Genomic DNA, 25,707 nt, shown 5'->3' with positions numbered 1-25,707 from the left:
AGACCGCGGTATTCGGTCAGGATGACTGCGTTCGAAGCTTCGAAGAGTTCCTTCAGCTCGGATACTGCAGCGATCTTTTCCTGAGTCGCCATGGTAGTTCCTTCTTCCGATTCTTGTAAGGTCGCCGGTAGAGCCTCGAAGCATTTATTGCAAGCAATAAAAAATGCCCCGACGCGTAGGCGTACGAGGCACGATAGACGGCACCCTGAATGGGGGTAACGGCTATTCACTTCGAGTTACCTACGCGGGCGGCGATTTCTAGCGAAATCTGCTCTTATCAGAACTCTGTTCTTCGTCTCCACCGAGGTGGCGATAGAGGACATAGTTCTAGACCGGCGGTCTTTGGTTCATTCATCATCTCAGGTTAAAGCCCTCGCCGCAAGTTAAAACAAGAAATTCATGGGATTAAGCGGGGTTAATCACTTAAAGCCCCTCTTTAAGCCGATTAACCCGCGCTTTTGCCCCAGCTAAAAGCCAGCAAAGACGTGTTTTAGAGGTAAAACCGCTTTCCCTCCGAGAACAAGAAGCAACGCTCCGCCGCCACCCCCAGGTGCACCCGATCCCCCACACTGAGGGAGGTACCGCCCTGCGCATCCGGAATAAAGAACTCAAGCTCCTGACCGGCACGCACCCGGGCATACATTCGGGCACTCAGCTCAGAATCCGCCGAAGCCCGCCGAGATTCCAGAGGTAGGGAAACCGCCTCCAGCAAACGCGCACGGTACAGCATTCCACCCACCAGGTGGCGACTACCGAGCACCTGCACCGGCAGGGAATGAGCAGCATCAGCCGCCACGGGGTACAAAGCAGTCGCACGAATCGCCAGCTCACACCCGGCAGGTAGAACCGCAGAGTCCTCAAGAGCCACAAGGTTCAGTGCGGGCGCCGCCAAAAGCTTCGCCACCTGCAGAGTATGCGGATGCGCCAGCAGACGCTCCGGAGTATCCACCTGCACCAGGTAACCGGCATCCATCACCGCCACCCGCTGGCCCAGCATGAGCGCCTCATTCTGATCATGGGTCACGTACAGGCCCGTAAAACCGTAACGCTCATGCAGGCGCACAATATCGGCGCGGATACTCGCGCTCATCTCTTCATCCACACTCGCCAGCGGCTCATCAAAAAGAACCACCGGGGCACGACGAATCAAAGCACGCGCAATACCCACACGCTGCGCCTGACCGCCCGATAACTGCGAGGGCTTACGAGACTCCAAGCCATCAAGCTTCAACGCCTCCAGCAGCTCACGGTAGTAGTCCATATCAACCCGACCGGCGAACGCGCCCAGCCGGGTCGGGAACAGAATATTGTCCTTCACGCTCAGGTGCGGGTACAGAATAGGGCGCTGAAAAACCACACCCACCGAGCCGCGCTCCAGAGGCTGACCGGCATAGGTTACCCTACCCGCGCTCGGCTCCTCCAGGCCGGCAATAATGCGCAGCAGAGTGGACTTGCCCGTACCCGAAGAACCAACCAGAGAAATCAGCTCACCCGGGTGCACATCCAGGTCAATCTCATTCAGAACCGTCGTATCGGTGCCAAAGGTCTTAGCGACGCCTCGAATGCGCAGGCCCTCAAAGGGCTCCGCCGAGGCAGAAGAGTGGGATGCAGAAGTCATTCCCCCATTATCGCCGAAACTCACACCCGGCACGGGCGCAGAAGATAAGCACCGTCATAAAACGGTGCGCGAACCTCACGCCGGAGTCTCATGTGAGCACCCTAGCTCGGGCGTACCAGCAAACGCCCCTTCAACGCCATATGCAGCGTGCCCGCCCACAGGAAGATGAGGAAAACCGTACCCGCCACCGTCAAGACAGGACCCACCAGCCCCAGCGAGCCAGCAGCCGTCAAACGGATACCGCTCGCAACCATGGAAGCCATACCGAAGGAGAAGCCCCACATGCTCATCGAGAAACCGCCCTCAAGCACCCAGGGGAGCAAACGCATCAGGAAGATCAGCTGCAGAATGCCGTAACCCGTCAGCACCAGAAAGAACCAGTCAACCGTGCCACCATTAGCCGCCAAGTACGCATTACCCCCCACAAAAGGCGGTGCCATCTGGATACCAATAATGCCGCGCTCCCCCTGAGGCAGTGGAGTCAGGGTGCGCAAGCGGCTCAGAATCACAGCCTCGATACTGAACCACGAAATCAGGCCCGCACCAAAGAAAAGCATCGCCATATCGCGCCACCCCACAAAACCCATCGCCGTAGCGGTCGCAAAATTTGTCGCCACAGTGGGCAGATACAGCACCGGCGAGGCCGCCTCGGGCGCATACCCGCCACGCCACGTGCCTGCGATACGGTGAGAGGCAAAATACAGCTGTCCCACAGCTCCCAGCACAACCAGGGTCAGAGCCGGAACCTCAGCATACGGGTAGAGGGCCGCACCCACCTGCGCGGTCGTCGCCGGAATCAGTGAAAAGAAACAGGTACGCGCCGGATGCTCCCAAAAACCACGCACCCACGCCCGGTACTTCACCACTGAGTGAACCAGAAAACCCACAAGGAGCAACCACACCACGGCGTTAAAAGCCAGGATGCTCTCGCCCACCCAATCGGGCGCCATTCCCTTCGACGCACCGGTACGCCAAGCGGCACCCAATGCGCCGGTACCCAGCGCCACTGCAAAATAATTAACCGGCACACTAAGGCCTCGACTGGCTATCTGCGCATTCTGGGTAGAAGAAGACATGGACTCTCTCTCGTCATAGATGGGGTGATAAGGAAGCGCGCGGGCTTCTTCCGTCAACGGTTCAGATACCGGAAGAAGCAATCACAGCCAGGGGTTCATTCTACGTTTTAACCCTATACAAGTTGGAAGTCTATGACGTACATTAACCGATTCTCGCCACGCAACGTCGTGTTTCTTCATATAAATCCGCGCATAAAAAATCGCCCCCGACGCCTAAACGTCGGGGGCGACTACTAGCTCATGCTAGAAGCTACAGGTGCATACCTTAGGCAGCAACGGCAGCCGGATCAACGGGGATGCCGGGGCCGAAGGTGGTAGCAACGGTTGCCTTGGAGATGTAACGACCCTTAGCCGAAGAGGGCTTCAGGCGGTTAACCTCTTCCAGAGCTGCCTGGAAGTTCTCCTCCAGCTGCTCAGCGGTGAAGGAAGCCTTACCGATGATGAAGTGCAGGTTGGAGTTACGGTCAACGCGGAAGTCGATCTTACCGCCCTTGATGTCTGCAACAGCCTTTGCAACATCCATGGTCACGGTACCGGTCTTGGGGTTCGGCATCAGGTTACGGGGACCCAGGATCTTACCCAGGCGGCCGACCTTGCCCATCATGTCGGGGGTTGCAACCGCTGCGTCGAAGTCGGTCCAGCCGCCAGCGACCTTTGCGATCAGCTCGTCGGAACCAACGTAGTCAGCGCCAGCTGCCTCAGCCTCAGCAGCCTTGGGGCCTGCTGCGAAAACAACCACGCGAGCGGTCTTACCGGTGCCGTGGGGCAGGTTCACGGTACCGCGAACCATCTGGTCTGCCTTACGGGGGTCAACGGACAGACGCAGTGCAACCTCAACGGTTGCGTCGGTCTTGGTGGAAGAGGTTTCCTTCGCCAGGGCAACTGCCTCAGCGGGGGTGTAGAGCTTACCCTCTTCAATCTTGGCTACAGCTGCCTTGTACGCCTTGCTGCGCTTTGCCATCTGCTTTTCTCCTTATGCAGTTGTGGTCTCGTGAGCCGCGCTCGGCTCTGCCACATCCCGTCCATACGACGGGCATTTACAAGTTCTGTGTAGAAAAATCTACGGTGCCGATTACTCGGCTATTCGGCGAACCGAAATTACTCGACGGTGATACCCATGGAACGAGCGGTACCTGCGATGATCTTGGAAGCAGCATCCAGGTCGTTTGCGTTCAGGTCGGGCATCTTGGTCTCAGCGATCTCGCGCACCTGAGCCTCGGTCAGCGAACCAACCTTGGTGGTGTGAGGAACAGCGGAGCCCTTAGCAACGCCAGCAGCCTTCTTGATCAGCTGGGAAGCCGGAGGAGTCTTGGTGATGAAGGTGAAGGAGCGATCCTCGTAGACGGTAATCTCAACGGGGATGATGTTACCGCGCTGCGACTCAGTTGCAGCGTTGTATGCCTTGCAGAACTCCATGATGTTCACACCGTGCGAGCCCAGTGCGGGGCCGACGGGGGGAGCCGGGTTAGCGGCGCCTGCCTGGATCTGCAGCTTGATGAGGCCAGTGACCTTCTTCTTGGGAGCCAATGTAGGGTCCTTTTCTTAGCTGGGAACCGACGCACAGGAGCGTACGCCGGCAAGACGGTGACCGTGGCGCGGTCACCCGTGCATCCGCATGAAAGCGTGACATGCGCATACACAAACCAACATTCTAGCGTTAATCAGCGACTTAATCCAGTGCCAGCTAGCAGAAAGGTTAAACCTCACCCGCACAGCCGCCGCTTATACAGCCACTACAAAATATGAGCCCCACACCAACAGTGCGAGGCTCATATTCACACGCTAGAAGCGTTAAATCTTTTCGATCTCGGTGAAGCTCAAGGTCACCGGGGTGTCGCGGCCGAAGACGGAAATCATCACGACAATCTGCTGGGACTCGCCCTTGATCTCCGAAACGGTAGCGTCCATGCCCTCGAAAGCGCCGGACTTCACGCGGACGTTCTCGCCCACAGTGTAGTCAGACTCGATAACGGGCTTGGAAACGGGCAGGCCCTGGCTCTGCTGCTGCTCTTCGAAGACCGGCAGGAGCATGTCAAAGACCTCGTCCATACGTAGCGGGACCGGGTTGTACGCATCCTGACCCACGAAGCCAGTCACACCGGGGGTGTGGCGGACAACGCCCCACGAGTGGTCGGTCAGTTCCATACGCACCAGAACGTAACCGGGAACGCGCACGCGGCGGATGGTCTTCTTCACGGTGTTCTTGAACTCAACCACGGTCTCCATGGGAACCTGAACCTCGAAGATTTCATCTTCAGCTTCCAGGTTCTGGATACGGGTCTCGATACCGGTCTTCACCTTGTTCTCGTAACCGGAGTAGGTGTGCACCACGTACCAGTCGCCCGCCTGACGGCGCAGCTTGGACTTGAATTCTTCCAGAGCGTCGACTTCCTCAGCCGCCTCAGCAGCTGCCTCAGCCACCTCGACAGCCTCGGTAGCTTCCTCAGCCTGCTGCTCAATAGCCGCAGACTCCTCAGTAGCCTCAGCAGCGGCTACCTCGACCTCTTCAATCTCGGATACCAGTTCCTGCTCGGACACGTCGCTCCTACTTTCTATCGTTAATCATCTAGAGGGGACTCCCACTCGCCAATACGCTGAGGGAAATCACTGATGGGGCACCCCAGATCAGGATGCAGCCAGTACTAGTTACGCTTGATCGTTCCGTTACCGAAAATCCAGAATGCTCCCTGGCCGAAAAGATAATCCAGACCAGAAATAAGCAGGAGCATCACCACGACAAAGAACAGAACTCCGAAGAAGTAACCAACCAGTTCGCGCCCGGTGGGAGTAGTAACCTTCTTCAACTCCGCAATAACTTCACGGAGGAATGCAAAAATACGGCCGAAGAAACCGAGCTTCTTATCGCTCTTCGACGATGCGCCGGGCTGAACAGCCTTCTCGGCGGTAGCAGATGATGCCATTTCTTCTGCCCCTTTCTGAGTCTAAAAAAGTACGCCCGGGGAACGGGCGTACGAAGATGTTATTGAGGCAATAAAAGCAGGGCGGACAGGACTCGAACCTGCAACCTGCGGTTTTGGAGACCGCTGCTCTACCAATTGAGCCACCACCCTTTGAAGTTTTCACTTCAGGTGTGAGAGTTGCTTCTCACTCGCTTGCTCCTCCATTGCCTCCTAAGCCGTGGCTTTAGAGGGGCAAACAATTACACCCTTACGGGTGCAGAACTAACTGTAAACCATCTTTCGGGGCCGATGCAACTTCAGAATGTAATATTTTTTCGAAAAACCTCTTGAGATACCTTGACGAAGGGTTCCGCATCACCACTAGTGACCCGTATCCTATTACTAAGGAACGCCGCTCACACCCGCGCCCATCACGCGCGAATTGGTCCCCCACGCGTATTCCCATCACCTATTTCCTTGTCGACTTCACGCCGGCAGCGCACAAGAAGAAAGAGAAGAGAGCCCCATGGCGCGTATTTCAAGCCGCATCGGTGCCATCGCACCCTCCGCAACCCTTGCCGTCGACGCAAAGGCAAAAGCACTCAAGGCTCAGGGACGCCCCGTCATCGGTTTCGGCGCAGGCGAACCGGACTTCCCCACCCCCGCGCACATTGTTGACGCAGCACGCGAAGCGCTCAACGACCCCAAGAACTTCCGCTACTCCCCCGCTTCCGGTCTTCCCGAACTGAAGAAGGCCATCGCTGAAAAGACCCTGCGCGACTCCGGCGTAGAGATTGACCCCTCCCAGGTTATCGTCACCAACGGTGGCAAGCAGGCCGTCTACCAGGCCTTCGCAACCGTCATCGACGAAGGCGACGATGTCCTACTGCCCGCACCCTACTGGACCACCTACCCCGAGTGCATCCGCCTGGCAGGCGGCAACCCCATCGAGGTGTTCGCCGGTAGCGACCAGCACTACAAGGTCACCGTCGAGCAGCTCGAAGCCGCATACACCCCCGCCACCAAGGCACTTATCTTCGTCTCCCCCTCCAACCCGACCGGTGCCGTCTACACCGAAGAGGAAACCCGCGCCATCGGCGAATGGGCACTGTCCAAGGGTATTTTCGTTCTGACCGACGAGATTTACGAACACCTCACCTATGACGGTGTTAAGGCAGTCTCCATCCTGAAGGCAGTACCCGAGCTCGCTGATTTGTGCGTCATTCTCAACGGCGTGGCAAAGACCTACGCCATGACCGGTTGGCGTGTGGGCTGGATGATTGGCCCGCGCGACGTTATCGCCGCAGCCTCCAACCTGCAGTCCCACATGACCTCCAACGTCAACAACATCGCCCAGCGTGCCGCCCTTGAAGCACTGACTGGCCCGCAGGATGACGTGGAAATCATGCACGCCGCCTTCGATCGCCGCCGCCGCGCCATTGTGGAGGGCCTGAACGCTATTGAAGGCGTTCACTGCCCCGTACCCACCGGCGCGTTCTACGCCTACCCGGATGTACGCGAACTGCTCGGCAAGGAAATCGCAGGCGTACGCCCGCAGACCAGTGCAGAACTGGCTGAGCTCATCCTCGAAAAGGCTGAGGTCGCCGTAGTTCCCGGTGAGGCGTTCGGCCCCAGCGGCTACCTGCGCCTCTCCTACGCCCTGAGCGACGAGGACCTGGCGGAGGGCCTGGCACGTCTGCAGAAGTTCCTCGGTCAGGTACGCGACTAGTTCCTTACCCCCTGACCGCGCGCACTGAACCGTGCAACTCACCTCGATGGAGGCTGCGGTTCAGACATGGGATTAGGCGTGGGTTCAGACGTGGGATGGACCGGCGCAAAACGATCAATCACAGGGCTATTGACCGTTTCCTGTCCTAAAAACCGAGAATCCCACAAATATTTAAAAATATTTTTAAAACGAATGAGGCTTCCCGCATCTTTACAGATGCGAGGAAGCCTCATTCGTCTCTTCGGTGCCATAGGTGGGAAAGGGCGGCTATTTGTGTTTCAAACCCAAACATACAGGTGTTAAAAACCTGAACTTTTCAGCACCAAAACGGGCGTTCCCACGGCTTTCCACCACTACCCACACAACCCAAACATCGCTAAAATAGAGACCAAGAGAACGACCTCCCATCCGGCGCACATCCGCGCGCCGAATTTGTGGAGGTCATAGTTATATACACGCGCGCACAACACCTAAAACGCGCAGACATTAGGAGCCAACCATGAAGATCGGTCTGCTTACTTCCGGCGGCGACTGCCCCGGCCTGAACGCTGTTATCCGCGGCGCTGTCCTCAACGGCGTCAAGAAGTACGGCTACGAGTTCGTCGGCTTCCGCGATGGCTGGCGCGGCGTCGTTGAAGGCGACTACATGGACCTGCCCCGCCAGAAGGTCCGCGGTCTGGCATCCCAGGGCGGTACCATCATCGGTACCTCCCGCACCAACCCCTTCGACGGCCCCAACGGTGGCCCCGAAAACATCGAAATCATGATGGAACGCCACGGCATCGACGCAATCGTCGCTATCGGCGGTGAAGGCACCCTCGCAGGCGCAAAGCGTCTGGCAGACGCAGGCCTGCCCGTCATCGGTGTCCCCAAGACCATTGACAACGACCTGCGCGCAACCGACTACACCTTCGGCTTCGACACCGCAGTGTCCATCGCAACCGAGGCAATGGACCGCATCCGCACCACCGGCGAATCGCACCACCGTTGCATGGTCGCCGAGGTCATGGGCCGCCACGTCGGCTGGATCGCACTGCACTCCGGCATGGCAGCAGGCGCACACGCAATCCTGATCCCCGAGGTCAAGGTCTCCATGGAGCAGGTTGCAAACTGGGTCAAGGAAGTACACGACCGCGGCCGCTCTCCCCTGGTCGTTGTTGCTGAAGGCTTCATCCCCGAAGGCTTCGACGACGTCATGGCAAACAAGGGTACCGAGAAGGACGGTCGTCCCCGTCTCGGTGGTATCGGTGAGTACATCACCCAGGAAATCGAGAAGATGACCGGCGTCGAAACCCGCAACACCATCCTGGGCCACATCCAGCGCGGTGGCGCACCCACCGGCTACGACCGCGTGCTCGCAACCCGCCTGGGCATGGGCGCAGTCGACATGGTCGCTCAGAAGCAGTGGGGCAAGATGGTCTCCGTTCAGGGCACCGAAATCAAGTACGTACCCCTCGAAGAGGCACTGGATGGTCTGAAGTCCGTACCTCAGGAACGCTGGGAAGAAGCAGCCGTCCTCTTCGGCCGCTAAACCCCGCAGCCTCAGCACATTAGCTGGGCACACATACTAAAACCGTGGAGGCGGGCACTCGCAACGAGTGTCCGCCTCCGCGGTTTTATGCAGGTAGTCAGCTGCTATTGCCTAGTCGGATGCTCTAGCGCTTTAAGAAGTCCTGACCTGCCAAAGAACGACGCGCCACTTCACCGGATTCCGGCGAAACCACCGTCGTCTGAGCCACCGCGTACTCGGTCGCCGGCGCTGGCGATCCATCGGGCAGGAAGTCACCGCCATCGACCGCGCGCAAAGGCGCCTGCGGATCAACGCCGCGTTTGATTACAGCCAACGCAATCGGACCCGCCTCATAATGCAACGCCACAGAGGTAATGCGACCGACCGGGCGGGACTTGCCCTCCACAAACAGTTCGCTACCTGCCGCTGGCAGGGTGTGCTCCGAACCGTCAATATCCAAGAACACCAGACGGCGCGGCGGGCGACCCAGGTTATGCACGCGAGCCACCGTCTCCTGACCCTTGTAGCAGCCCTTATCGAAATGCACCGCGGTACGGGTGTAATCCAGCTCCTGAGGGATGGTCTTATCGTCAGCCTCGGTGCCGTAGCGCGGGCGCCACGCCTCAATACGCAGAGCCTCCGCAGCCCACAGACCTGCCCAGCGAACGTCCTCGGAGTCAGCTAGGGCGGGCAGAACAGAGCGCGGCACAATGCTCAAGAAACGCTTGTAGTCCTCACCCGGGTGGTTATCGCCCGCCTCATCGTAACGGTAGCTACCCGGTGCCGGAGTGTGCCAAGGATCCTCCCACACCAGCGGCTGAGCCTCAGCGAGCGCCGGATGCACCGAACCGTCCTGCAGGATCGGGTTGCGGGCACTCTCCAGCACGGCGTACTCGTCGCTGAGGTTCTGCACCTCAACGCGCATCATGAACTTCATACGGTTCAGGTAATCGGTCAGAGGCTGCGCCTGGTTGCCCTCCACAATCAGCCAGAGTGCCTCGCCGTCTTCAATTGCGGCGGGTGCGTACTCCACGCGCCCCTGAGGGGAAAGCAGCAGGAACTCGCGGCTCTCCCCCGCGGTCATACCGGTCAGAATCTGCGAGGCGATGGAGGTCAGCCAATTCTGGCGGTCCGGCCCCTCAACACGCACCACGCCCAGGGAGGAGCGATCCACCAGCACCAGCGGTTCGCCAGCCTCGGCGGAGCGGTCAAAGCTGAGGGCGCGCTGCTCCAGCATGGGGTTGCCGTAGTGCGCGGCGACGCCGGCATCCAGCCCGGAGGCGGCAAAAGCGCCGTGCAGGCTCAGCAGGGGGCTCGCCGGGCGGGTAGCATCGGGCTGGGATACCTCAGCATGAGGCGCTTCAAGCGAAGATTCAGTCACGGAAGGTGCACCTTTCACACAAAGTGTCTGCCCCGCCGACCGGCGGGGCAGACACACGTTAGTTATTAGGCGGTGGGCTCGGAGCCGGGCTCACCGGTGGGCTCTTCGCCGTCCAGGGAACCGAACATCGAGGTGCCCAGGGAATCGCCGGTCATCGACGAGGTCTTACGCAGCTCAGCGGAGGCGTGCTTGTGCAGCTTGCCCTCGGCGTCCGTGACTTCCCAGTCCCACATGAGGTTGCCGTTGACCAGGCCCCACAGGCGCACGGAGCCCGCGTAGTCGTGGGAGATGTCGTCGCGCAGCAGGTTGCCGGTCTGCATGCGAATGACCGGGCCCTTGACCATGCCCACGTAGTTTTCGCTAATACCGCCGGGGTGCGCGATGGTCGCCAGCAGGGAGAAGCCGTCGTCCTCGTTGCGCAGGGTTTCAACGCTCTCGGCGTCGGGGAAGGCGGGTACAACATCCTTGGGGACAATACCGAAGCCGCCGTCGGCGTCGGTCAGGGGGCGGTCAATCTGCCAGAAACCGGTTTCAACGGTGATGGGGCGCAGCTTCTGACCCTCGTCATCGAGCAGGAAAGACTCAGCGCGGTATTCGATGAAGGGCAGACCGTCCTGCTCAAAAGTAATAATCTGGCCGAAGGGGGTGTTTTCCTGGCCTTCGTACCACATGGTTCCGGTACCTTCCCAGGTGCCGAGCAGCCATGCGAAGGGAACAAGTTCAGGGGTTAGGTTAGTAGGGATTTCAATAGCCATACCTTCTATTCTAGTACCCGTGGGTAAAACAGTGCCCTATTCGTTCGCCCACGGCACGTTTGTCCACGGCACGGGGTAGCGCCGCCGTCTGCAGAGTGAACAGTGCGGTGGGCGACATAAAGAAAACCCCCAACCGGAAGGGACCGGTGGGGGTTTACGCCGTCATTGGCGAGGCGGTACGAACCGTATGAGGCAACCGCCTAAAGCCCTGTGTGGGCGATGCTTCTGCTCTGTGCGGGAAGACTACTTCTGTCCGCTGAAGAGGCCACGCAACACTGCGAATGCACCGATACCGATGCACACGGAGATAATAGCCATCAGCGACATGAAGAGAGCTTCAAGAGCCATAAGATTGTTTTCCATGCCTTAAACCTACCATAGACTCCCTCTGAAAAGGGTGCAGAATCGGTGCTAAAGACATACTGGACAGAGCTATCGGCAGCGACCTGCGCAGACGGACGAGTAAACAGTCCGGTATACGATATCTGCTCCTGCTCTTTACCGCCTCCACAGCTGCACCATAGGCGGGCGAGTACACTAGAAAGAGCCTAATATTTTACCGGGAAAGGAGAGGGTGTGTACCGTATTGCGCTCATGAGCGATACCGCCGCGCAGGATATAATCCCCTCGCTGAGTCTACTCAGCCACAAGGTACACGTCTTCCCGCTCGACACCACCCACACCGCACTCGAATCAGAGGCTTTCGACCTGCTCATGGTCGACGCCCGCACCGCACTCGTACAGGCACGCCAATGCGCCCAGCTGTTGCGCGCCGCCGGCGTACAGTTGCCGCTCATCGCGCTCCTGAACGAAGGCGGTATGGCGGCGGTTGCAGCCTCCTGGCAGGTTGACGATATTGTTTCTGACCAGGCCTCCCCCTCCGAAATGGATGCGCGCCTGCGCCTCGCCATCAAGAGCGACGCCGGTGCAGAAGAAGAGAACACCGAAGAGCGCATCGTGCGCGCGGGCAACCTCGTTATTGACACCCAGGCGTACTCCGCACATCTTTCCGGTACCGCGCTGAACCTGACCTTCAAAGAGTTTGAACTGCTCAAGTTCATGGCTCAGCACCCCGGACGCGTCTTCTCCCGTGCCCAGCTGCTCTCTGAGGTGTGGGGTTACGACTCCTACTACGGCGGCACCCGCACCGTGGACGTGCACGTGCGTCGTCTGCGTTCCAAGCTCGGCACCGAATACGAGCAGATGATTTCGACCGTGCGTAACGTGGGTTATTCCTTCAACAGCACCCGCTAAATTTTTCGGTGCCAACCGCTGTTTTGGTGTGCCCGTTCTTAAGTAGCTTCGCCGCTGAGCCGAGTACCAGAATGTGTAAATGTTCCGGTTCTTGTCATATTCGCCCAGGACGAAGAGCAAACTCTCCAAAGAGCAACTATCCCCGGTAGAGTTGAATCAGAAGGCTACGAAAGAAGGCGATGATGGTACACAACCAGACACCCGATTCCTCCACCCTGCCCGCTGAAAGCTCCCTTGTTTACGCGGAACCGCAGCTCACCGAAGAGCTGTTGGAACGCTTCGATTCCTTCGCTCAGAAGGTTGCCCGCCATGACGGCGTCTCGGCGTTCTCTGAGCAGACCCGCATCGAGCTGAGCAAGGCATTGCGTGAAAGCACCCTGACCCCTCCGCGTTTCTTTGTCGCCGAGGATAACGGCACCCTCGCCGCCGTGTTTGTGGCGCTCACCCCCGCCAACGACGAAGACACCGGCGTGATTGAGGCAGCCGTCGCCCCCGAATACCGCGGACAAGGCGCAGGCAGCGCATTCTTCGACCACGCCGTCCGCCAGCTGGGCGATGACGCGACCCGCTACCGCCTCTGGGTTCACGGCAGCGCCACCGACACCGGCATTGAAAGCCCCGCCCACGCGTTCGCGACCCTGCACGGTTTCGAGCCGGTACGTGTGCTGTACAAGATGGTTCTGCCCCTGGACGCACAGACCCGCGAAGAGCTTGTGGAACGCTCCGATGCGCGCACCCTGCCGGAAAACCTGCGGATGCGTACCTTCACCGGCGCGGACGAATTCCCCTGGCTGCGCGTGAACGCCGCTGCTTTTGCGCACCACCCGGAGCAGGGCAAGCTCACCCTTGCTGATCTGCGCGAGCGCACCGGCTCCCCCTGGTTCCGTCCCGAGGGTTTCTTCATCGCCTCCGAGGTGGATGATGACTCCGCCATTGCGGCATTCACTTGGACGAAGATCCCGACCGGTCAGGAGCAGGGCGAGCTGTCCCCCTCCGGCGAGATTTATGTGGTGGGCGTGAGCCCGCAGGCGCAGGGAGGCGGCCTGGGTCGCACCCTCACTCTGCGCGCGCTGGCGTACCTTGCATGCGCTGAGGATGAGAACGGCGAGCCGCTGCGCGCCATCGACCTGTACGTGGACGCCGATAATGACGCCGCCTACGCCCTCTACACGTCCCTGGGCTTTGGTGTGGCGACGGTTGACCGCATGTACGCTCCCGCGCAGCAGGATGAGCCTGCCGCCTAGTTTTCTGTGCGCCGTCTCCGGCGTGCTTCTTCACGACTTATCCCCGATCAGAAAGGCAAGTACAGTATGGTACCCGCCCCCAATGGCCTGAATAAGGCGCCTAAGCCCAAGCCGTCTGAGCCTGCGCCCATGACCGGTGTCATTCACATTGGCCACGATATTTCGAAGATTGAGCGCGCCGAATCTCGCGGTGACCGCATTGAGAAGGGCGAGAAGCGCTCCTACTTCAGCCTTGAAGAGGAGTTCGGTCCGGAGCGTTTCTTTGACCGTGAGAGCAGCTGGCTGGACTTCAACACCCGCGTGCTGGAGCTCGCGGAGGACCCGAACCTGTTCCTGCTGGAGCGTCTGAACTTCCTGGCGATTGTGGCATCTAACCTGGACGAGTTCTTCATGGTGCGTGTGGCGGGTCTGAAGCGTCGCATTGCGACCGGTCTGGCGGTTCCTTCGGCTGCCGGTCTGAGCCCCGAGGAGCAGATGGAAGAGATCGCTGAACGCGCTCACCAACTGCAGGCTCGTCACGCTGATGTGTTCCACAACCAGGTGCTGCCGGCTCTGGAGGAGCAGAACATCCGTATCGTGGGTTGGAACGACCTGGATACGGACGCTAAGCAGCGTCTGCGTCAGGAGTTCATGCAGGACATCTTCCCGATTCTGACCCCGCTGGCGGTTGACCCGGCGCACCCCTTCCCGTACATTTCGGGCCTGTCGCTGAACCTTGCAGTGCTGGTGCGTAACCCGCAGACCGGCAAGGAGCTGTTCGCTCGCGTGAAGGTGCCCGATCAGCTGGACCGTATGGTCTCTGTGGATGGTTCTCGTGCCGCCAACACTGCTGGCCGCGAGAGCCGCTACATTGCGCTCGAAGACATCATTGCTGAGCACCTGGATACCCTCTTCCCGGGTATGGAGGTTGTGGAGCACCACGTCTTCCGCGTGACTCGTAACGAGGATCTCGAGGTGGAAGAGGACGACGCCGAGAACCTGCTGAAGGCTCTGGAGAAGGAGCTTCTGCGCCGTCGTTTCGGTCCGCCGGTCCGTCTGGAGGTTGAGGACACCATCAACCCGACCATCCTGGATCTGCTGATTTCTGAGCTGAATATTGATGAGTCTGAGGTGTACCGCCTGCCGGCTCCGCTGGATCTGCGCGGCATGAGCGCGATTGTTCGTGCGAACCGCCCAGCTCTGCACTACCCCAAGCACATTGCGCACACTTCCCGCTGGCTCAACGCCACCGAGACGGCGAAGGCTGCGGACGTGTTCGCTGCCGCCCGCGACCACGACGTGCTGCTGCACCACCCCTACGATTCCTTCGCGACCAGTGTGCAGGCGTTCCTGGCTCAGGCTGCCGCTGACCCGCGTGTTCAGGCGATTAAGCAGACCCTGTACCGCACCAGTGGCGACTCCCCCATCGTGGATGCGCTGATTGAGGCGGCGGAGGCTGGCAAGCAGGTTGTGGCGCTGGTGGAGATTAAGGCTCGCTTTGATGAGGAAGCCAACATCTCCTGGGCTCGTAAGCTGGAGCGCGCGGGCGTGCACGTGGTGTACGGCATCGTGGGTTTGAAGACTCACTGCAAGCTGTCTCTGGTGGTGCGCCGCGAGGGTAACCACCTGCGTCGTTACGCGCACATTGGTACCGGTAACTACCACCCGTCGACCGCTCGTTTCTACGAGGATTTGGGCATTATCACCTGTGATGAGCAGATCTGTGAGGATGTCTCCCGCCTGTTCAACCAGCTGTCCGGTTACGCGCCGAAGACCAACTACCAGTCGCTGCTGGTGGCGCCGCGTACTCTGCGTAGCGGCCTGATTGAGTGTATTGATCAGGAGATTGAGAACCACAAGGCGGGCCGTCCGGCGAAGATTCAGATTAAGTGCAACTCCATGGTGGATGAGGCCATCATTGATTCGCTGTACCGTGCTTCGCAGGCTGGTGTGCCGGTGGATGTGGTGGTTCGCGGTATTTGCGCGCTGCGCCCGGACGTTAAGGGTCTGAGCGAGAATATTCGCGTCCGTTCGGTGCTGGGCCGCTTCTTGGAGCACTCGCGCGTGTTTGCGTTTGAGAACGGTGGCGATCCGATTGTCTACATTGGCTCTGCCGATATGATGCACCGCAACCTGGACCGCCGCATTGAGGCTCTGGTACCGGTGAAGGATCCGCGCCACGTGAAGTACCTGCGTGACATGTTCACCATCTACATGAGTGATTCTTCGCGTACTTGGCACCTGGATTCTGAGGGTAACTGGACCCGCCACGACACCGATGATCAGGGCAACCCCCTGCAGGATGTGCAGTCGTACTACCTGAGCTCGCGTTCCCGTAAGAACGTGGTGGATAAGGTCTAAGGATTTGCCGCTGACCTGCCGGTGATTTCTGGTGGTGAACCCCGTCTGTTTCCGCGCTTTATGGCGTGGGGCAGGCGGGGTTTTCCGCGTGTCGCGCAAAAACGTGCGGTGGACTAGTGCACTTAGCGCAAAAGTGAACAACAGGTTACGTTGAGATTACAACTTGACCGTTCTCTCCCCTACAATTAGACGCGGAGCATGGTGCCCGTTGGCATTGTGCGTAGCCTAGCGAAGAGGATCAGAGAGAGAGATATGGCACCGCTGGATTCCCCCTCCGTCTACTACTCGGCACGACGTTTTGATGCGGTCAACAGCATTGACCGCGCCCCCACAAACACTGCGGATATTGTTGCTTCTGGCGCACTGATTTGGCGCATGCGCGATGGTGCGCTTGAGGTTCTGATTATTCACCGCCCCCGCTACGATGACTGGTCCTGGCCTAAGGGCAAGCAGGATCCGGGCGAGTCCCTGGCAGAGACCGCTATTCGCGAGATTCGCGAAGAGGTCGGCCTGCAGGTTGTTTTGGGCGTGCCCCTGGCGGTGACGTCTTACCCGGTGGGTGGCCGCCCGAAGGATGTCTTCTACTGGGCTGCTGAGCTGCCCGATGGTGCCCGCGCCCTGGCTGATGAGGGTGAAGTGGATGAGCTGCGCTGGGTCACCACTGACGCGGCCCGCGCTCTGCTGACCAATCATGATGACCTGGCGCCTCTGGAATCTCTGGAAGCCCTGGCTGAGGCGGATGCGCTGCGCACCCGCCCGATTCTCATTGCCCGCCACGCGAAGGCTAAGCCGCGTTCGAACTGGGCGGCCGCTGAGGATGACCGTCCGCTTGCGGCGACCGGCAAGCGCCAGGCACTGGCTTCTAGCCGTCTCTTTGCGGCGTGGGCTCCGAGCCGCATTATTTCTTCCCCGTGGTTGCGTTGCGTTCAGACTGTGACCCCGTACTCGGTGGATTATGGTGTGTCGGTGAAGGAGAAGAAGTCCCTGTCTGAGGCGGGCGCCCAGCGTCACCCGGCGCGTGTTGCCCGTACCGTAGCGTCCCTGTTCGATAAGGATTCTTCCTCGCTGCTGTGCACGCACCGCCCGGTACTGCCTCGGGTGATGGATGTTCTGCGTGAGTACCTGTTTGAGGGTTCCGCGGAGGTTCTTCCGACCGAGGACCCGTACCTGGAGCCCGGCGATACCCTGGTTCTGCAGGTGACTGAGGGTGATGACCCGCGTATTGTCTCGGTGGAGCGAGTACGCGCGGCCCTGGACTAGTTTTTATACCCTGATAGCGAGCGCGCTGGGCTTTATGCTCAGCGCGTTTGCTATATCCGTACATCTTCGAGAGTTTTACAATAGAGGGGCGGCTGATTGTGCCGCTTCTGACGCCTACTAACAGGATTCAAGGTTTTTCTTATGACTCATGCAATCCCCACCCCTTACGAAGATCTTCTGCGCGAAATCCTCGAGGAGAACAAGGACGCCATTGCGGCGGATGCGCAGCGTTCCGACCGTACCGGCACCGGCACCTTCGGCGTGTTTGGTCGTCAGATGCGTTTTGACCTGCGTGAGTCGTTCCCGCTGATTACCACCAAGCGCGTGCACTTCAAGTCCGTTGCCATTGAGCTGCTGTGGTTCTTGCGCGGTTCTTCAAATGTGCGCTGGTTGCAGGAGCGCGGCGTGACCATTTGGGATGAGTGGGCTGATGAGAACGGCGATTTGGGCCCGGTGTACGGCGTGCAGTGGCGTTCGTGGCCGACCCCCGACGGCGGCACGATTGACCAGATTGCGAAGGTTATCGATTCGTTGAAGAATAACCCGAGCTCGCGCCGCCATATTGTTTCGGCGTGGAACCCCGCTGAGGTGGACAACATGGCGCTTCCGCCCTGCCACGCGCTCTTCCAGTTCTACGTGCACGAACGCCAGGACGGTGTGAAAGAGCTGTCCTGCCAGCTGTACCAGCGTAGCGCGGACATGTTCCTGGGCGTGCCCTTCAACATCGCCTCCTACGCTCTGCTGACCTACCTGATTGCGCAGGAGGTGGGCATGGAGCCGGGCGAGTTTGTGTGGACCGGCGGCGACTGCCACATCTACTCGAATCACCTGGAGCAGGTGAAGAAGCAGCTGGGCTACGGCACCGACCCGGAGGGTAACCCCTACCCGCCGCGCGAACCGTACCCATACCCGAAGTTGGTTATTAAGACCAAGAAGCCTTCTATTTTCGATTACGAGTATGAAGACTTTGAGCTGGTGGATTATAAGCACCACCCCGGTATTGCCGCCCCGATTGCGGTCTAACTGCAGGTTGTAAGGAGGCATAATGTACCGTCTGGGCGCTATTTGGGCTCAAACTGATGCCGGCATCATTGGTCGTAACGGGGATATGCCCTGGTACGCTCCGGAGGATTTGGCGCATTTCAAGAAGGTGACGCTGGGTGCTCCGGTGATTATGGGTCGCCGCACCTGGGAGTCGTGCCCGCCGCGTTTTCGCCCGCTGCCGGGCCGTACGAATATTGTGATTAGCCGTTCGGTGACCGAGGCGGAAGAACGCGATGGTGCGCTGTGGGTTCCTTCGCTGGATGCGGCGCTGTACGCTGCGCGTGACGCTGCGGGCGGGGCGCTCGAAGATACCCCCGCAGATACCGCCGAAGTTGATGCTTGGATTATTGGTGGCGGCTCCGTGTACGCGGAGGCGCTCTCCCGCACCGACCTGCCCGCCTTTGGTCGGGTAGAGACGGTGGAGCGTACTCTCTTCTACTGCCAGGAAGGTAACGAGATCACCGGCGATACGCGAGCGCCCGAACTGCAGCTTGCAGATTCTGCGGGTAACTGCGAGGGCAGCTCCCCGAACGGGTACTGGCGGGTCACCTCCGAGAGTGCCTGGGAGAAGAGCGAGAAGGGCTACCTGCTCGATGAGTCGGGCACGAAGAACCCCATGTACTTCTCGTTCCAGTGCCTGGAGCGTCTGTAGCTCTCGCGCACGTGCCGGTACCGGACCGTTCCGAATATCAAATTTTTTGTACGGTGTCAGTCCGCACCCGCCAGCCTGAGAGTACACTGGGAACCATGAACTTTAATCCCGGTGACTCTGTAGGTTTTGTTGGCTGGCGCGGCATGGTGGGCTCCGTCCTCATGAAGCGCATGGTTGAGGAAGGCGACTTCGAGGGCATTACCCCCGTCTTCTTCACCACCTCTAATGTTGGTGGCGCAGCGCCCACCTTCGACGGCGTGATTGAGCCGTCCGAGCTGAAGGACGCATACGACATTGACGAGCTGCGTAAGCACTCGATTATTGTGACCGCTCAGGGCGGTGGCTACACCGAGGCTGTGCACCCGAAGCTGCGTGCGGCCGGTTGGGACGGCCTGTGGATTGACGCAGCTTCCACCCTGCGCATGAACGATGACTCTATCATCGTGCTGGACCCCATCAACCGCGACGTCATCGACCGCGGCCTGGCATCCGGCGTGAAGGACTTCGTCGGCGGTAACTGCACCGTCTCCTGCCTGCTGATGGGTCTGGGCGGCCTCTTCAAGAATGACCTGGTCGAGTGGGCTACCTCCATGACCTACCAGGCAGCGTCCGGCGGCGGCGCCCGCCACATGCGCGAGGTGCTCGCACAGTTCCGCGACCTGGGCAACGAGGTCTCCGAGGAGCTGAACGACCCCGCATCCGCAATTCTGGACATCGACCGCAAGGTTCTCGCGAAGCAGCGTTCCGGTGAGCTGGATTCCACCCAGTTCGGTGTGCCGCTCTCCGGCTCCCTGATTCCCTGGATTGACTCGGATTTGGGTAACGGCCAGTCCCGCGAGGAGTGGAAGGCTGAGGTTGAGACCAACAAGATCCTGGGCCGCTCCGAGGACGAGAAGATCACCATGGACGGCCTGTGCGTCCGTATCGCTGCGATGCGCTCGCACTCTCAGGCGCTGACCATCAAGCTCAAGAAGGACCTGCCGCTCGAGGAGATTGAGCGCATCATCGCTGAGGACAACCCCTGGGTTCGCTTCGTGCCGAACGAGCGTGAGGCTTCCATGGAGCAGCTGACCCCCGTGGCTGCTTCCGGTTCTCTGGAGATTCCGGTTGGTCGCGTGCGTAAGCTCGCGATGGGCCCCGAGTACATTAGCGCGTTCACCGTGGGTGACCAGCTGCTCTGGGGTGCTGCTGAGCCGATTCGCCGCATGCTGCAGATTGCTATTGGCAAGCTCTAAAGCTCACTGACAAGCTATAACAAAAAACCCTCGCTACCATTCTTATCGGATGGGAGCGAGGGCTTTTGTGTCTGCGTATATCTTGCGCGGACCGGGTTAATGAGAGCTGGGTTAGCGCTGGTTTGCGGCGGCCGCCTTACGTTCTGCTTTGCGTGCAGCTTTGCGTTCCTTGCGTTGCTGTCGCCAGGCGCGGTAGCGGTACCAGGCGGTGAGCACCACGTGCTTCATGAAAATATTGGCGCGGCGTGCCCAGGTGAATTCGGTACCCCAAATGCCCAGGCCGATAAAGATGAACAGCCAGCCGGGGCCGGGGGTGACGAGCATAATCAGTCCGGCGATAAAGCAGAAGGCGCCCACGCCGATGACGAGGGGCTTGTAGAGATGACGCATGACCGGATGCGCGTGCATGCGCTCCTTGCGGGCTTCGAGCCAGCGGTGAAAGCGGCTGGTTTCGCTTTCTTTGACTTCATCTTCAATGGTTTTCAGGGGTGGTCCTTCCAAACGTGCCGTAGGTGAGTTTCACCGGGCGGCGGTGGTTAGAGAATAGCATTCACTGCTGAATGGCGGCTGTGAAAGATTTCTTCATGTTGAGATTTTTCCGTCATCTTCAAAATTTTTTCGTTTCAATAGTGTTCAAGTCGAAAGTACCTTTATACACTGTAAAGGAACAATTCACCCGGCACTACGCCTAAACACTAAGGAAGCGACCCACTACCGTGTCCTCCCCTCGTCCCGTATCAACGGACTCATCCCGCACCAACGCTGCTGCACCCGCTGGTACCTCTGCACCCGCTACTGAACGCAACGCCGCACCGACCCTCAACGAACGCCTCGAAAACCTGCCCTTCACCCGCGCCCACGGCAAGCTCCTGGGTATCTCGGGTCTCGGCTGGGCGCTGGACGCCATGGACGTTGGCCTCATCTCCTTCGTCATGGCGGCACTCATCAAGGAATGGCAGCTCAGCCCCACCGAAGCTTCCTGGCTCGGATCCATCGGATTCGCCGGCATGGCGCTCGGCGCAACCTTCGGCGGTCTACTCGCCGATAAGCTCGGCCGCCGCTACATCTTCGCCCTCACCCTGCTGGTATACGGTCTGGCGACCGGCGCCTCCGCCCTGGCGACCTCCCTGGGCGTGTTGCTCGTCTTCCGTTTCTTGGTCGGTCTGGGTCTGGGCGCGGAACTTCCCGTGGCATCCACCCTGATTTCTGAGTTCTCGCCCCGCGCTATCCGCGGCCGCGTCGTGGTCGCCCTGGAGGCTTTCTGGGCTCTGGGCTGGATCCTCGCCGCTCTCATCGGCACCTTCATCGTTCCGCAGGCGAACGGCTGGCGCTGGGCGCTTGCCATCGGTCTGATTCCCGCCATCTACTCGCTTGTGATCCGTATGGGAACCCCCGAGTCGGTACGCTTCCTGGAGTCGGTCGGCAAGCACGACCAGGCTCGCCAAATCGTTGAACGCTTCGAGGCGTCCCCCGCGCTCTTCTCCCGAACCAATAAGAAGCAGACCGAAGACGCTTCCGTACATGGCGCGGCAGAAAGCACCGACAACGCAGAATCCGCGAAGATCCACTCGATCTGGGCTGCCGGTCAGCGCCGCAAGACCATCGCCCTGTGCGTCATCTGGTTCTGCATCAACCTCTCCTACTACGGCGCGTTCATCTGGATTCCGGCGCTACTGAATGCCCAGGGCTTCAGCCTCGTGAAGTCCTTCGCGTTCACGCTCATCATGACCCTCGCTCAGCTGCCCGGCTACGCGGTCGCTGCCTACCTCATCGAAAAGTGGGGCCGACGCGCAACCCTGGCGACCTTCCTGCTCGGCTCCGCGCTGGCGGCTGCCGGCTACGGTATGGCGCACGCCGAGGTATTCATTATCCTCGCCGGCTGCATGCTCTCCTTCTTCAACCTCGGCGCGTGGGGTGCTCTCTACGCCCTGAGCCCGGAGATCTTCCCGACCCACCTGCGCGGAACCGGCACCGGTGCCGCCGCCGGTATCGGTCGTATCGCCTCCATCGCGGCACCGCTCATTGTGCCGCCGCTGGTCGCATTCGGTGGAACCCCGTTGCTCTTTACGCTCTTCTCCACCGCGTTCCTGGTAGCGGCAACCACCGTGTTCCTGTTGCCTGAACGCCGCGGCGAATCCCTCTAACGAGCCGCCCGCCCCCTACACAATGAGCTGTCCCTTCTGAACACTCTTTCCGAGCAGTCAGAAGGGACAGCTCATTTGTCATTTAAGCCCTCTAACCATGCACCACAACCTCAAACTATGAGAGGATACGTTCTATGCTCGATTCCTTCCTCTCCAACCTCTACAGCACAGAGTTCAGCCCCTGGCCCGTGAGCGAACACTACGCCGCCGAACGCACCGGCGGCGTGCCCGAAGCCATGCTGCTGCCGGGCGAACTCACCGTGCACCGTGGCGACGGGGCAAAAATGAGCTACTACCTGGACTGGCCCGAGGAATTCAACGAATACACCCGCGCAATCACCCTGCGCCCGCGCACCAAAAACGGCTACCCGCAGGACTTTACGCTCAGCATCGCCGTACGCGACGGCCAGGCTGTCTTTACCGCAACCGCCCTCAGCTTCTGGGAACAGCGCGACGGCCGCCCCTACGACCGCGAGCCCATCGCCCGCGGCTACGTGGACGTCGCCGCCTACGAATCCTGCGAGGAATACGCAGGCAATTCCGCCGCGCCCGCCCTCATCGGCTGGGACATCGCAGACCTCTACCCGGCACGTATGGCGCTCATCCGCGCCCTCTGCGAAGGCATCGCCAGCAGCATCACGATGGGCGCCCGAATCCTCGCGGACGGGCAGGTACAGGTCGATCACAAAGACGGGGACCTGCTCGCCCTGCACGTGAACGCGGTCAGCACCGTAGGCGGCATGGTCCGCGCCCTCATCATTGAGCAGGACCGCGTACCCAGCGGCGTATCTACCGGCACCTCCGAGCGTGCCGACCTGCAGACGCGCGCCTACTACGCCAACGTGCTCTCCCCCGTTCCCGGCGAGTTCGGCAACCTTGTCTGGTCCCACAGCGAGGACGCGGAATACTACCCGTACCGTCCCACGCGCCATAAGCCGATTTTCCACGCCCCCAGCCCGCCGCTGAAGCTTCCCCTGGCGGTTCAGGTGCTGATGGAGCACCTGCCTGCCGCTCCCCTGGCGGCAACGCGCACAGCGCCCAAGCGCAGGCCCTACCTGCCGGGGCAGGCGCGCGTCTTTTCACCTCGCCACTAGCTCAGCGGTCAATACGACGCTTCGGGCGGTCTCTGATGAAGAGACCGCCCGAAGCGTTTATTCTATGCGTCCTCACGCCACGAGAGGCGAGAAGTTAAGCGTTTAGATTTCGCCGTTGACCACGACAGGCTCAGGAACCAGGGTCACGCCAAAACGTTCACGCACGCCGTCGCGCACAGCGCGGGCAATAGCGAAGATATCCTCAGCGGATGCGCCGCCGCGGTTCGTAATCGCCAAGGTGTGCTTGGTCGACAGACTTGCGCGGCCCTGAGCAATCTCGCGGGACTCGCCCTCCAGACCGAAGCCCTTATCGAAGCCTGCGTGCTGAATCAGCCAAGCAGCCGAAAGCTTCACGTGATCGGGGTCCTCAACACCCGCGGTGAACGGGGAAGTCTTCACGACCACCGGGAAGTTCGGGGCACCCTCGGGCAGGGACTCCAGAGTAGAACGCGGAACGATCGGGTTGGTGAAGAAGGAACCGGTGGAGAAGGTATCACGGTCCTCGGGGTTGAGCACCATGCCCTTGGAGCCACGCAGCTCCAGCACCTTCTGGCGTACCAGAGCGGATTCGGCGCGCTGACCGGGCTCAACGCCCAGGCTCCTCGCCAGCTCAGCGTAACGAATCGGGGAGGACAGGCTACCGAGGGTGAACTGGAAATCAACGGTCAGCACCACGTAGCGGGGCGAGCCATTGACGGTTGCGCGCTTGAGTACCGAGTCGCGGTAGCCGAAGCGCAAATCTGCGCTCGCGAAGGTCTTCTGAGTGTTCTTTTCGCGGTCCCAGGTGCGTACGGAGGCGATGAACTCGCCCACCTCAACGCCGTATGCGCCGACGTTCTGCACGGGGGTTGCACCCACGGTGCCGGGAATGCCGGAGAGAGCCGCGGGGCCGACCCATTCATTCTCGATGCTGAGCTTCACGAAGTCGTCCCAGATGGTGCCTGCCTGCACGCGCACGTTCGCGCCGCCGCATGCGGGGATGGGCAGAACCTCTACGCCTTCGGAGGCGATGTGCACGACGGTTCCGTTGAAGCCTTCGTCGGAAACCAGCAGGTTGGAGCCGCCTCCCACGATGAGGACGGGTTCGCCTGCGGCGTCTGCAGCGGAGACTGCTTCGATAATTTCTGCTTCGGAGGTGGCGCGGACGTAGGTCTTAGCGGGGCCGCCTACCTGGGCGGTGGTCAGTTCGCTCAACAGCTTTTCAGTCATAGGTTAAGAATACCGGTCGTTGTGCGGGGTCAATACCCACCACGCGTTAAAGTCACGAAAACCTTATGGTGATTTTGCCTTCATTTTCCGGCGCGCCTCCCACAAAGAAGAAGCGCCACCACCCCACTGCCACACATGCAGCCGGGCGCGCAAAAGCCCCGGCACCACCGCATCGGGTAGCGCCAGGGCTTTCACACATTATCTACACACAGAAAATCTATGCCGAGAAACGAACCACAGCCTGACTCTTCATCAGAACCTTCTGCTCCTTGCCTTCCTCATCACGAGCGGTGACGGTCAGGTCAATGCGGGCGGTGCGCTCCTCCTCGTTCAAGGCACCCACCTTACCGCTGATGGTCAGGGCGTTCGTGGGGGTGTCGGGGTTTTCGCCGCCGGGTGCATCCGCCACGGGAACGGGCTTGGTGAATCGAGTCTGGTAGTCCACGATTGCGCCGGGGTCGCCAACCCAGTCGCTCACGAGCTGCACGGCGGTACCCATGGTCAGCATGCCGTGAGCAATCACGCCGGACAGGCCCACAGACTGGGCAAAACGCTCGTTCCAGTGAATCGGGTTGAAGTCGCCGGATGCGCCAGCGTAACGCACCAGCGAAGCGCGGGAGAGCTCCACGGTACGCGAACCGATGTCCTGGCCCTTTTCAAGATCTTCGAAACGCACCATTAGTTTTCCTCCTCAGCACGAACCAGCAGGGAAGAGATGCAGGTGGTGACCGGCTCGCCCTGCGCGTCAACGATTTCTTCGCGGGTGGTCAGCATTGCGCCGGCGCCCATCACGCGCACGGAGTCCACGTGAACTTCGGTGCGCAACTCATCACCGGCAACGATGGGGCGGTGATGAGTGAAGCGCTGGTCGGCGTGCACCACGCGGGAGAAATCAATACCGGCGGAATCGTCGTTGATGAGTGCCGCGTCGGCTGCCTGCGCCAGGATAATGGCGAAGGTCGGCGGGGCGATCACATCTGCGTACCCTGCCGCGCGGGCTGCCTCAACGTCGTGGTGGAGGGGGTTTTCTGCGTGAACTGCTCGGGCAAATTCGCGGATCTTTTCACGACCGACAACGTAGATGTTCTCGGACGAGTAGACTCTGCCCACAATCTCAGGGTTAATGCTCATGATTTCAGTCTACCGCTCTTATGCACAGTGTTCAGCTCGAACGCACAGAGTGGACAGACCATAGAGTGGACAGACCACTGTGCAGGTAATCGGCATGCAGGCAACCAGAATGCAGGCGTGTAGTATTTCGT

At 60.1% G+C, this 25,707-nt stretch carries 23 protein-coding genes and 1 tRNA gene; 11 read left to right on the top strand and 13 right to left on the bottom strand.

Annotated features, from left to right (window positions below; translation table 11 throughout):
* Positions 1 to 490: 490 nt before the first annotated feature.
* From RQ593_RS01525 to RQ593_RS01495, 7 genes are all read right to left on the bottom strand, one after another.
* A complete protein-coding gene (locus RQ593_RS01525) occupies positions 491 to 1,618 on the bottom strand; it encodes an ABC transporter ATP-binding protein (RefSeq protein ID WP_311449624.1) in 1,128 nt (375 codons plus the stop codon).
* 101 nt (positions 1,619 to 1,719) lie between these two features.
* Positions 1,720 to 2,694, bottom strand: a complete 975-nt coding sequence (locus RQ593_RS01520; RefSeq protein ID WP_311449623.1) for a TDT family transporter — start codon at positions 2,692 to 2,694, stop codon at positions 1,720 to 1,722.
* Between the two features lie 265 nt (positions 2,695 to 2,959).
* The gene (rplA, locus tag RQ593_RS01515; protein WP_311449622.1) at positions 2,960 to 3,655 is read right to left on the bottom strand and encodes a 50S ribosomal protein L1; all 696 of its coding nucleotides are present in this window, start codon (positions 3,653 to 3,655) and stop codon (positions 2,960 to 2,962) included.
* Between the two features lie 137 nt (positions 3,656 to 3,792).
* Positions 3,793 to 4,221 (bottom strand): 50S ribosomal protein L11, encoded by a 429-nt coding sequence (gene rplK / locus RQ593_RS01510; RefSeq protein WP_005504870.1) that lies wholly within the window; start codon positions 4,219 to 4,221, stop codon positions 3,793 to 3,795.
* A 264-nt stretch (positions 4,222 to 4,485) separates the two neighbouring features.
* A complete protein-coding gene (gene nusG / locus RQ593_RS01505) occupies positions 4,486 to 5,232 on the bottom strand; it encodes a transcription termination/antitermination protein NusG (protein ID WP_012903012.1) in 747 nt (248 codons plus the stop codon).
* Positions 5,233 to 5,336: 104 nt separating this feature from the next.
* A complete protein-coding gene (gene secE, locus RQ593_RS01500) occupies positions 5,337 to 5,615 on the bottom strand; it encodes a preprotein translocase subunit SecE (protein ID WP_219100795.1) in 279 nt (92 codons plus the stop codon).
* A 77-nt stretch (positions 5,616 to 5,692) separates the two neighbouring features.
* Positions 5,693 to 5,765 (bottom strand) — tRNA-Trp (locus RQ593_RS01495).
* 355 nt (positions 5,766 to 6,120) lie between these two features.
* On the opposite strand from RQ593_RS01495, the gene RQ593_RS01490 reads away from it, so the two are divergent.
* Together RQ593_RS01490 and RQ593_RS01485 are read left to right on the top strand one after the other, a co-directional pair.
* A complete protein-coding gene (locus RQ593_RS01490; RefSeq protein ID WP_311449621.1) occupies positions 6,121 to 7,323 on the top strand; it encodes a pyridoxal phosphate-dependent aminotransferase in 1,203 nt (400 codons plus the stop codon).
* 499 nt (positions 7,324 to 7,822) lie between these two features.
* On the top strand, positions 7,823 to 8,854 hold the full coding sequence (locus tag RQ593_RS01485; protein WP_219100791.1) for a 6-phosphofructokinase: 1,032 nt from the start codon (positions 7,823 to 7,825) through the stop codon (positions 8,852 to 8,854).
* Positions 8,855 to 8,978: 124 nt separating this feature from the next.
* Here the strand turns inward: RQ593_RS01485 and RQ593_RS01480 are convergent, their stop codons facing one another.
* The gene (locus tag RQ593_RS01480; protein ID WP_311449620.1) at positions 8,979 to 10,214 is read right to left on the bottom strand and encodes a folate-binding protein; all 1,236 of its coding nucleotides are present in this window, start codon (positions 10,212 to 10,214) and stop codon (positions 8,979 to 8,981) included.
* 65 nt (positions 10,215 to 10,279) lie between these two features.
* A complete protein-coding gene (locus RQ593_RS01475) occupies positions 10,280 to 10,969 on the bottom strand; it encodes an FABP family protein (protein WP_311449619.1) in 690 nt (229 codons plus the stop codon).
* A 576-nt stretch (positions 10,970 to 11,545) separates the two neighbouring features.
* Here RQ593_RS01475 and RQ593_RS01470 point away from each other — a divergent pair.
* From RQ593_RS01470 to asd, 7 genes are all read left to right on the top strand, one after another.
* Complete coding sequence (locus RQ593_RS01470) at positions 11,546 to 12,223, top strand: response regulator transcription factor (protein ID WP_311449618.1); 678 nt, start codon at positions 11,546 to 11,548, stop codon at positions 12,221 to 12,223.
* A gap of 179 nt (positions 12,224 to 12,402) precedes the next feature.
* Complete coding sequence (gene mshD / locus RQ593_RS01465) at positions 12,403 to 13,467, top strand: mycothiol synthase (RefSeq protein ID WP_311449617.1); 1,065 nt, start codon at positions 12,403 to 12,405, stop codon at positions 13,465 to 13,467.
* 66 nt (positions 13,468 to 13,533) lie between these two features.
* Positions 13,534 to 15,807 carry an RNA degradosome polyphosphate kinase gene (locus RQ593_RS01460; protein ID WP_311449616.1) on the top strand — a complete coding sequence of 758 codons (2,274 nt, stop codon included), beginning with the start codon at positions 13,534 to 13,536 and terminating at the stop codon, positions 15,805 to 15,807.
* Positions 15,808 to 16,059: 252 nt separating this feature from the next.
* Positions 16,060 to 17,067 (top strand): NUDIX hydrolase, encoded by a 1,008-nt coding sequence (locus RQ593_RS01455; RefSeq protein WP_311449615.1) that lies wholly within the window; start codon positions 16,060 to 16,062, stop codon positions 17,065 to 17,067.
* Positions 17,068 to 17,208: 141 nt separating this feature from the next.
* Positions 17,209 to 18,090: a thymidylate synthase gene (locus tag RQ593_RS01450; protein WP_049353805.1), complete on the top strand. Its 882-nt coding sequence runs from the start codon at positions 17,209 to 17,211 to the stop codon at positions 18,088 to 18,090.
* Positions 18,091 to 18,112: 22 nt separating this feature from the next.
* Positions 18,113 to 18,763, top strand: a complete 651-nt coding sequence (locus RQ593_RS01445) for a dihydrofolate reductase (protein ID WP_311449614.1) — start codon at positions 18,113 to 18,115, stop codon at positions 18,761 to 18,763.
* Between the two features lie 95 nt (positions 18,764 to 18,858).
* Positions 18,859 to 19,998: an aspartate-semialdehyde dehydrogenase gene (gene asd / locus RQ593_RS01440; protein WP_060824389.1), complete on the top strand. Its 1,140-nt coding sequence runs from the start codon at positions 18,859 to 18,861 to the stop codon at positions 19,996 to 19,998.
* 111 nt (positions 19,999 to 20,109) lie between these two features.
* Here asd and RQ593_RS01435 read toward each other — a convergent pair whose 3' ends face one another.
* The gene (locus RQ593_RS01435) at positions 20,110 to 20,406 is read right to left on the bottom strand and encodes a PGPGW domain-containing protein (protein ID WP_005504836.1); all 297 of its coding nucleotides are present in this window, start codon (positions 20,404 to 20,406) and stop codon (positions 20,110 to 20,112) included.
* Between the two features lie 308 nt (positions 20,407 to 20,714).
* Between RQ593_RS01435 and RQ593_RS01430 the strand changes: the two genes are divergently transcribed.
* Both RQ593_RS01430 and RQ593_RS01425 read left to right on the top strand, forming a co-directional pair.
* Positions 20,715 to 22,142 carry an MFS transporter gene (locus RQ593_RS01430; RefSeq protein WP_311449613.1) on the top strand — a complete coding sequence of 476 codons (1,428 nt, stop codon included), beginning with the start codon at positions 20,715 to 20,717 and terminating at the stop codon, positions 22,140 to 22,142.
* Positions 22,143 to 22,276: 134 nt separating this feature from the next.
* Positions 22,277 to 23,236 (top strand): histidine kinase, encoded by a 960-nt coding sequence (locus RQ593_RS01425; RefSeq protein ID WP_311449612.1) that lies wholly within the window; start codon positions 22,277 to 22,279, stop codon positions 23,234 to 23,236.
* A gap of 102 nt (positions 23,237 to 23,338) precedes the next feature.
* Here RQ593_RS01425 and RQ593_RS01420 read toward each other — a convergent pair whose 3' ends face one another.
* The 3 genes from RQ593_RS01420 to RQ593_RS01410 all read right to left on the bottom strand — a co-directional run bounded on the left by RQ593_RS01420 (position 23,339) and on the right by RQ593_RS01410 (position 25,576).
* A complete protein-coding gene (locus RQ593_RS01420; protein WP_303979850.1) occupies positions 23,339 to 24,445 on the bottom strand; it encodes a UDP-N-acetylmuramate dehydrogenase in 1,107 nt (368 codons plus the stop codon).
* A 217-nt stretch (positions 24,446 to 24,662) separates the two neighbouring features.
* Complete coding sequence (locus tag RQ593_RS01415) at positions 24,663 to 25,124, bottom strand: MaoC family dehydratase (RefSeq protein ID WP_294630352.1); 462 nt, start codon at positions 25,122 to 25,124, stop codon at positions 24,663 to 24,665.
* A complete protein-coding gene (locus RQ593_RS01410; protein WP_294616423.1) occupies positions 25,124 to 25,576 on the bottom strand; it encodes a MaoC family dehydratase N-terminal domain-containing protein in 453 nt (150 codons plus the stop codon). Before RQ593_RS01410 ends, RQ593_RS01415 begins: the two co-directional genes overlap by 1 nt.
* Positions 25,577 to 25,707 lie beyond the last annotated feature (131 nt).

It is taken from the genome of uncultured Rothia sp. (assembly GCF_963507905.1).
Taxonomy (GTDB): domain Bacteria; phylum Actinomycetota; class Actinomycetes; order Actinomycetales; family Micrococcaceae; genus Rothia.
The sequence above is the reverse complement of the archived record's forward strand: the minus strand, read 5'-3'. Positions and strand labels throughout refer to the sequence as shown.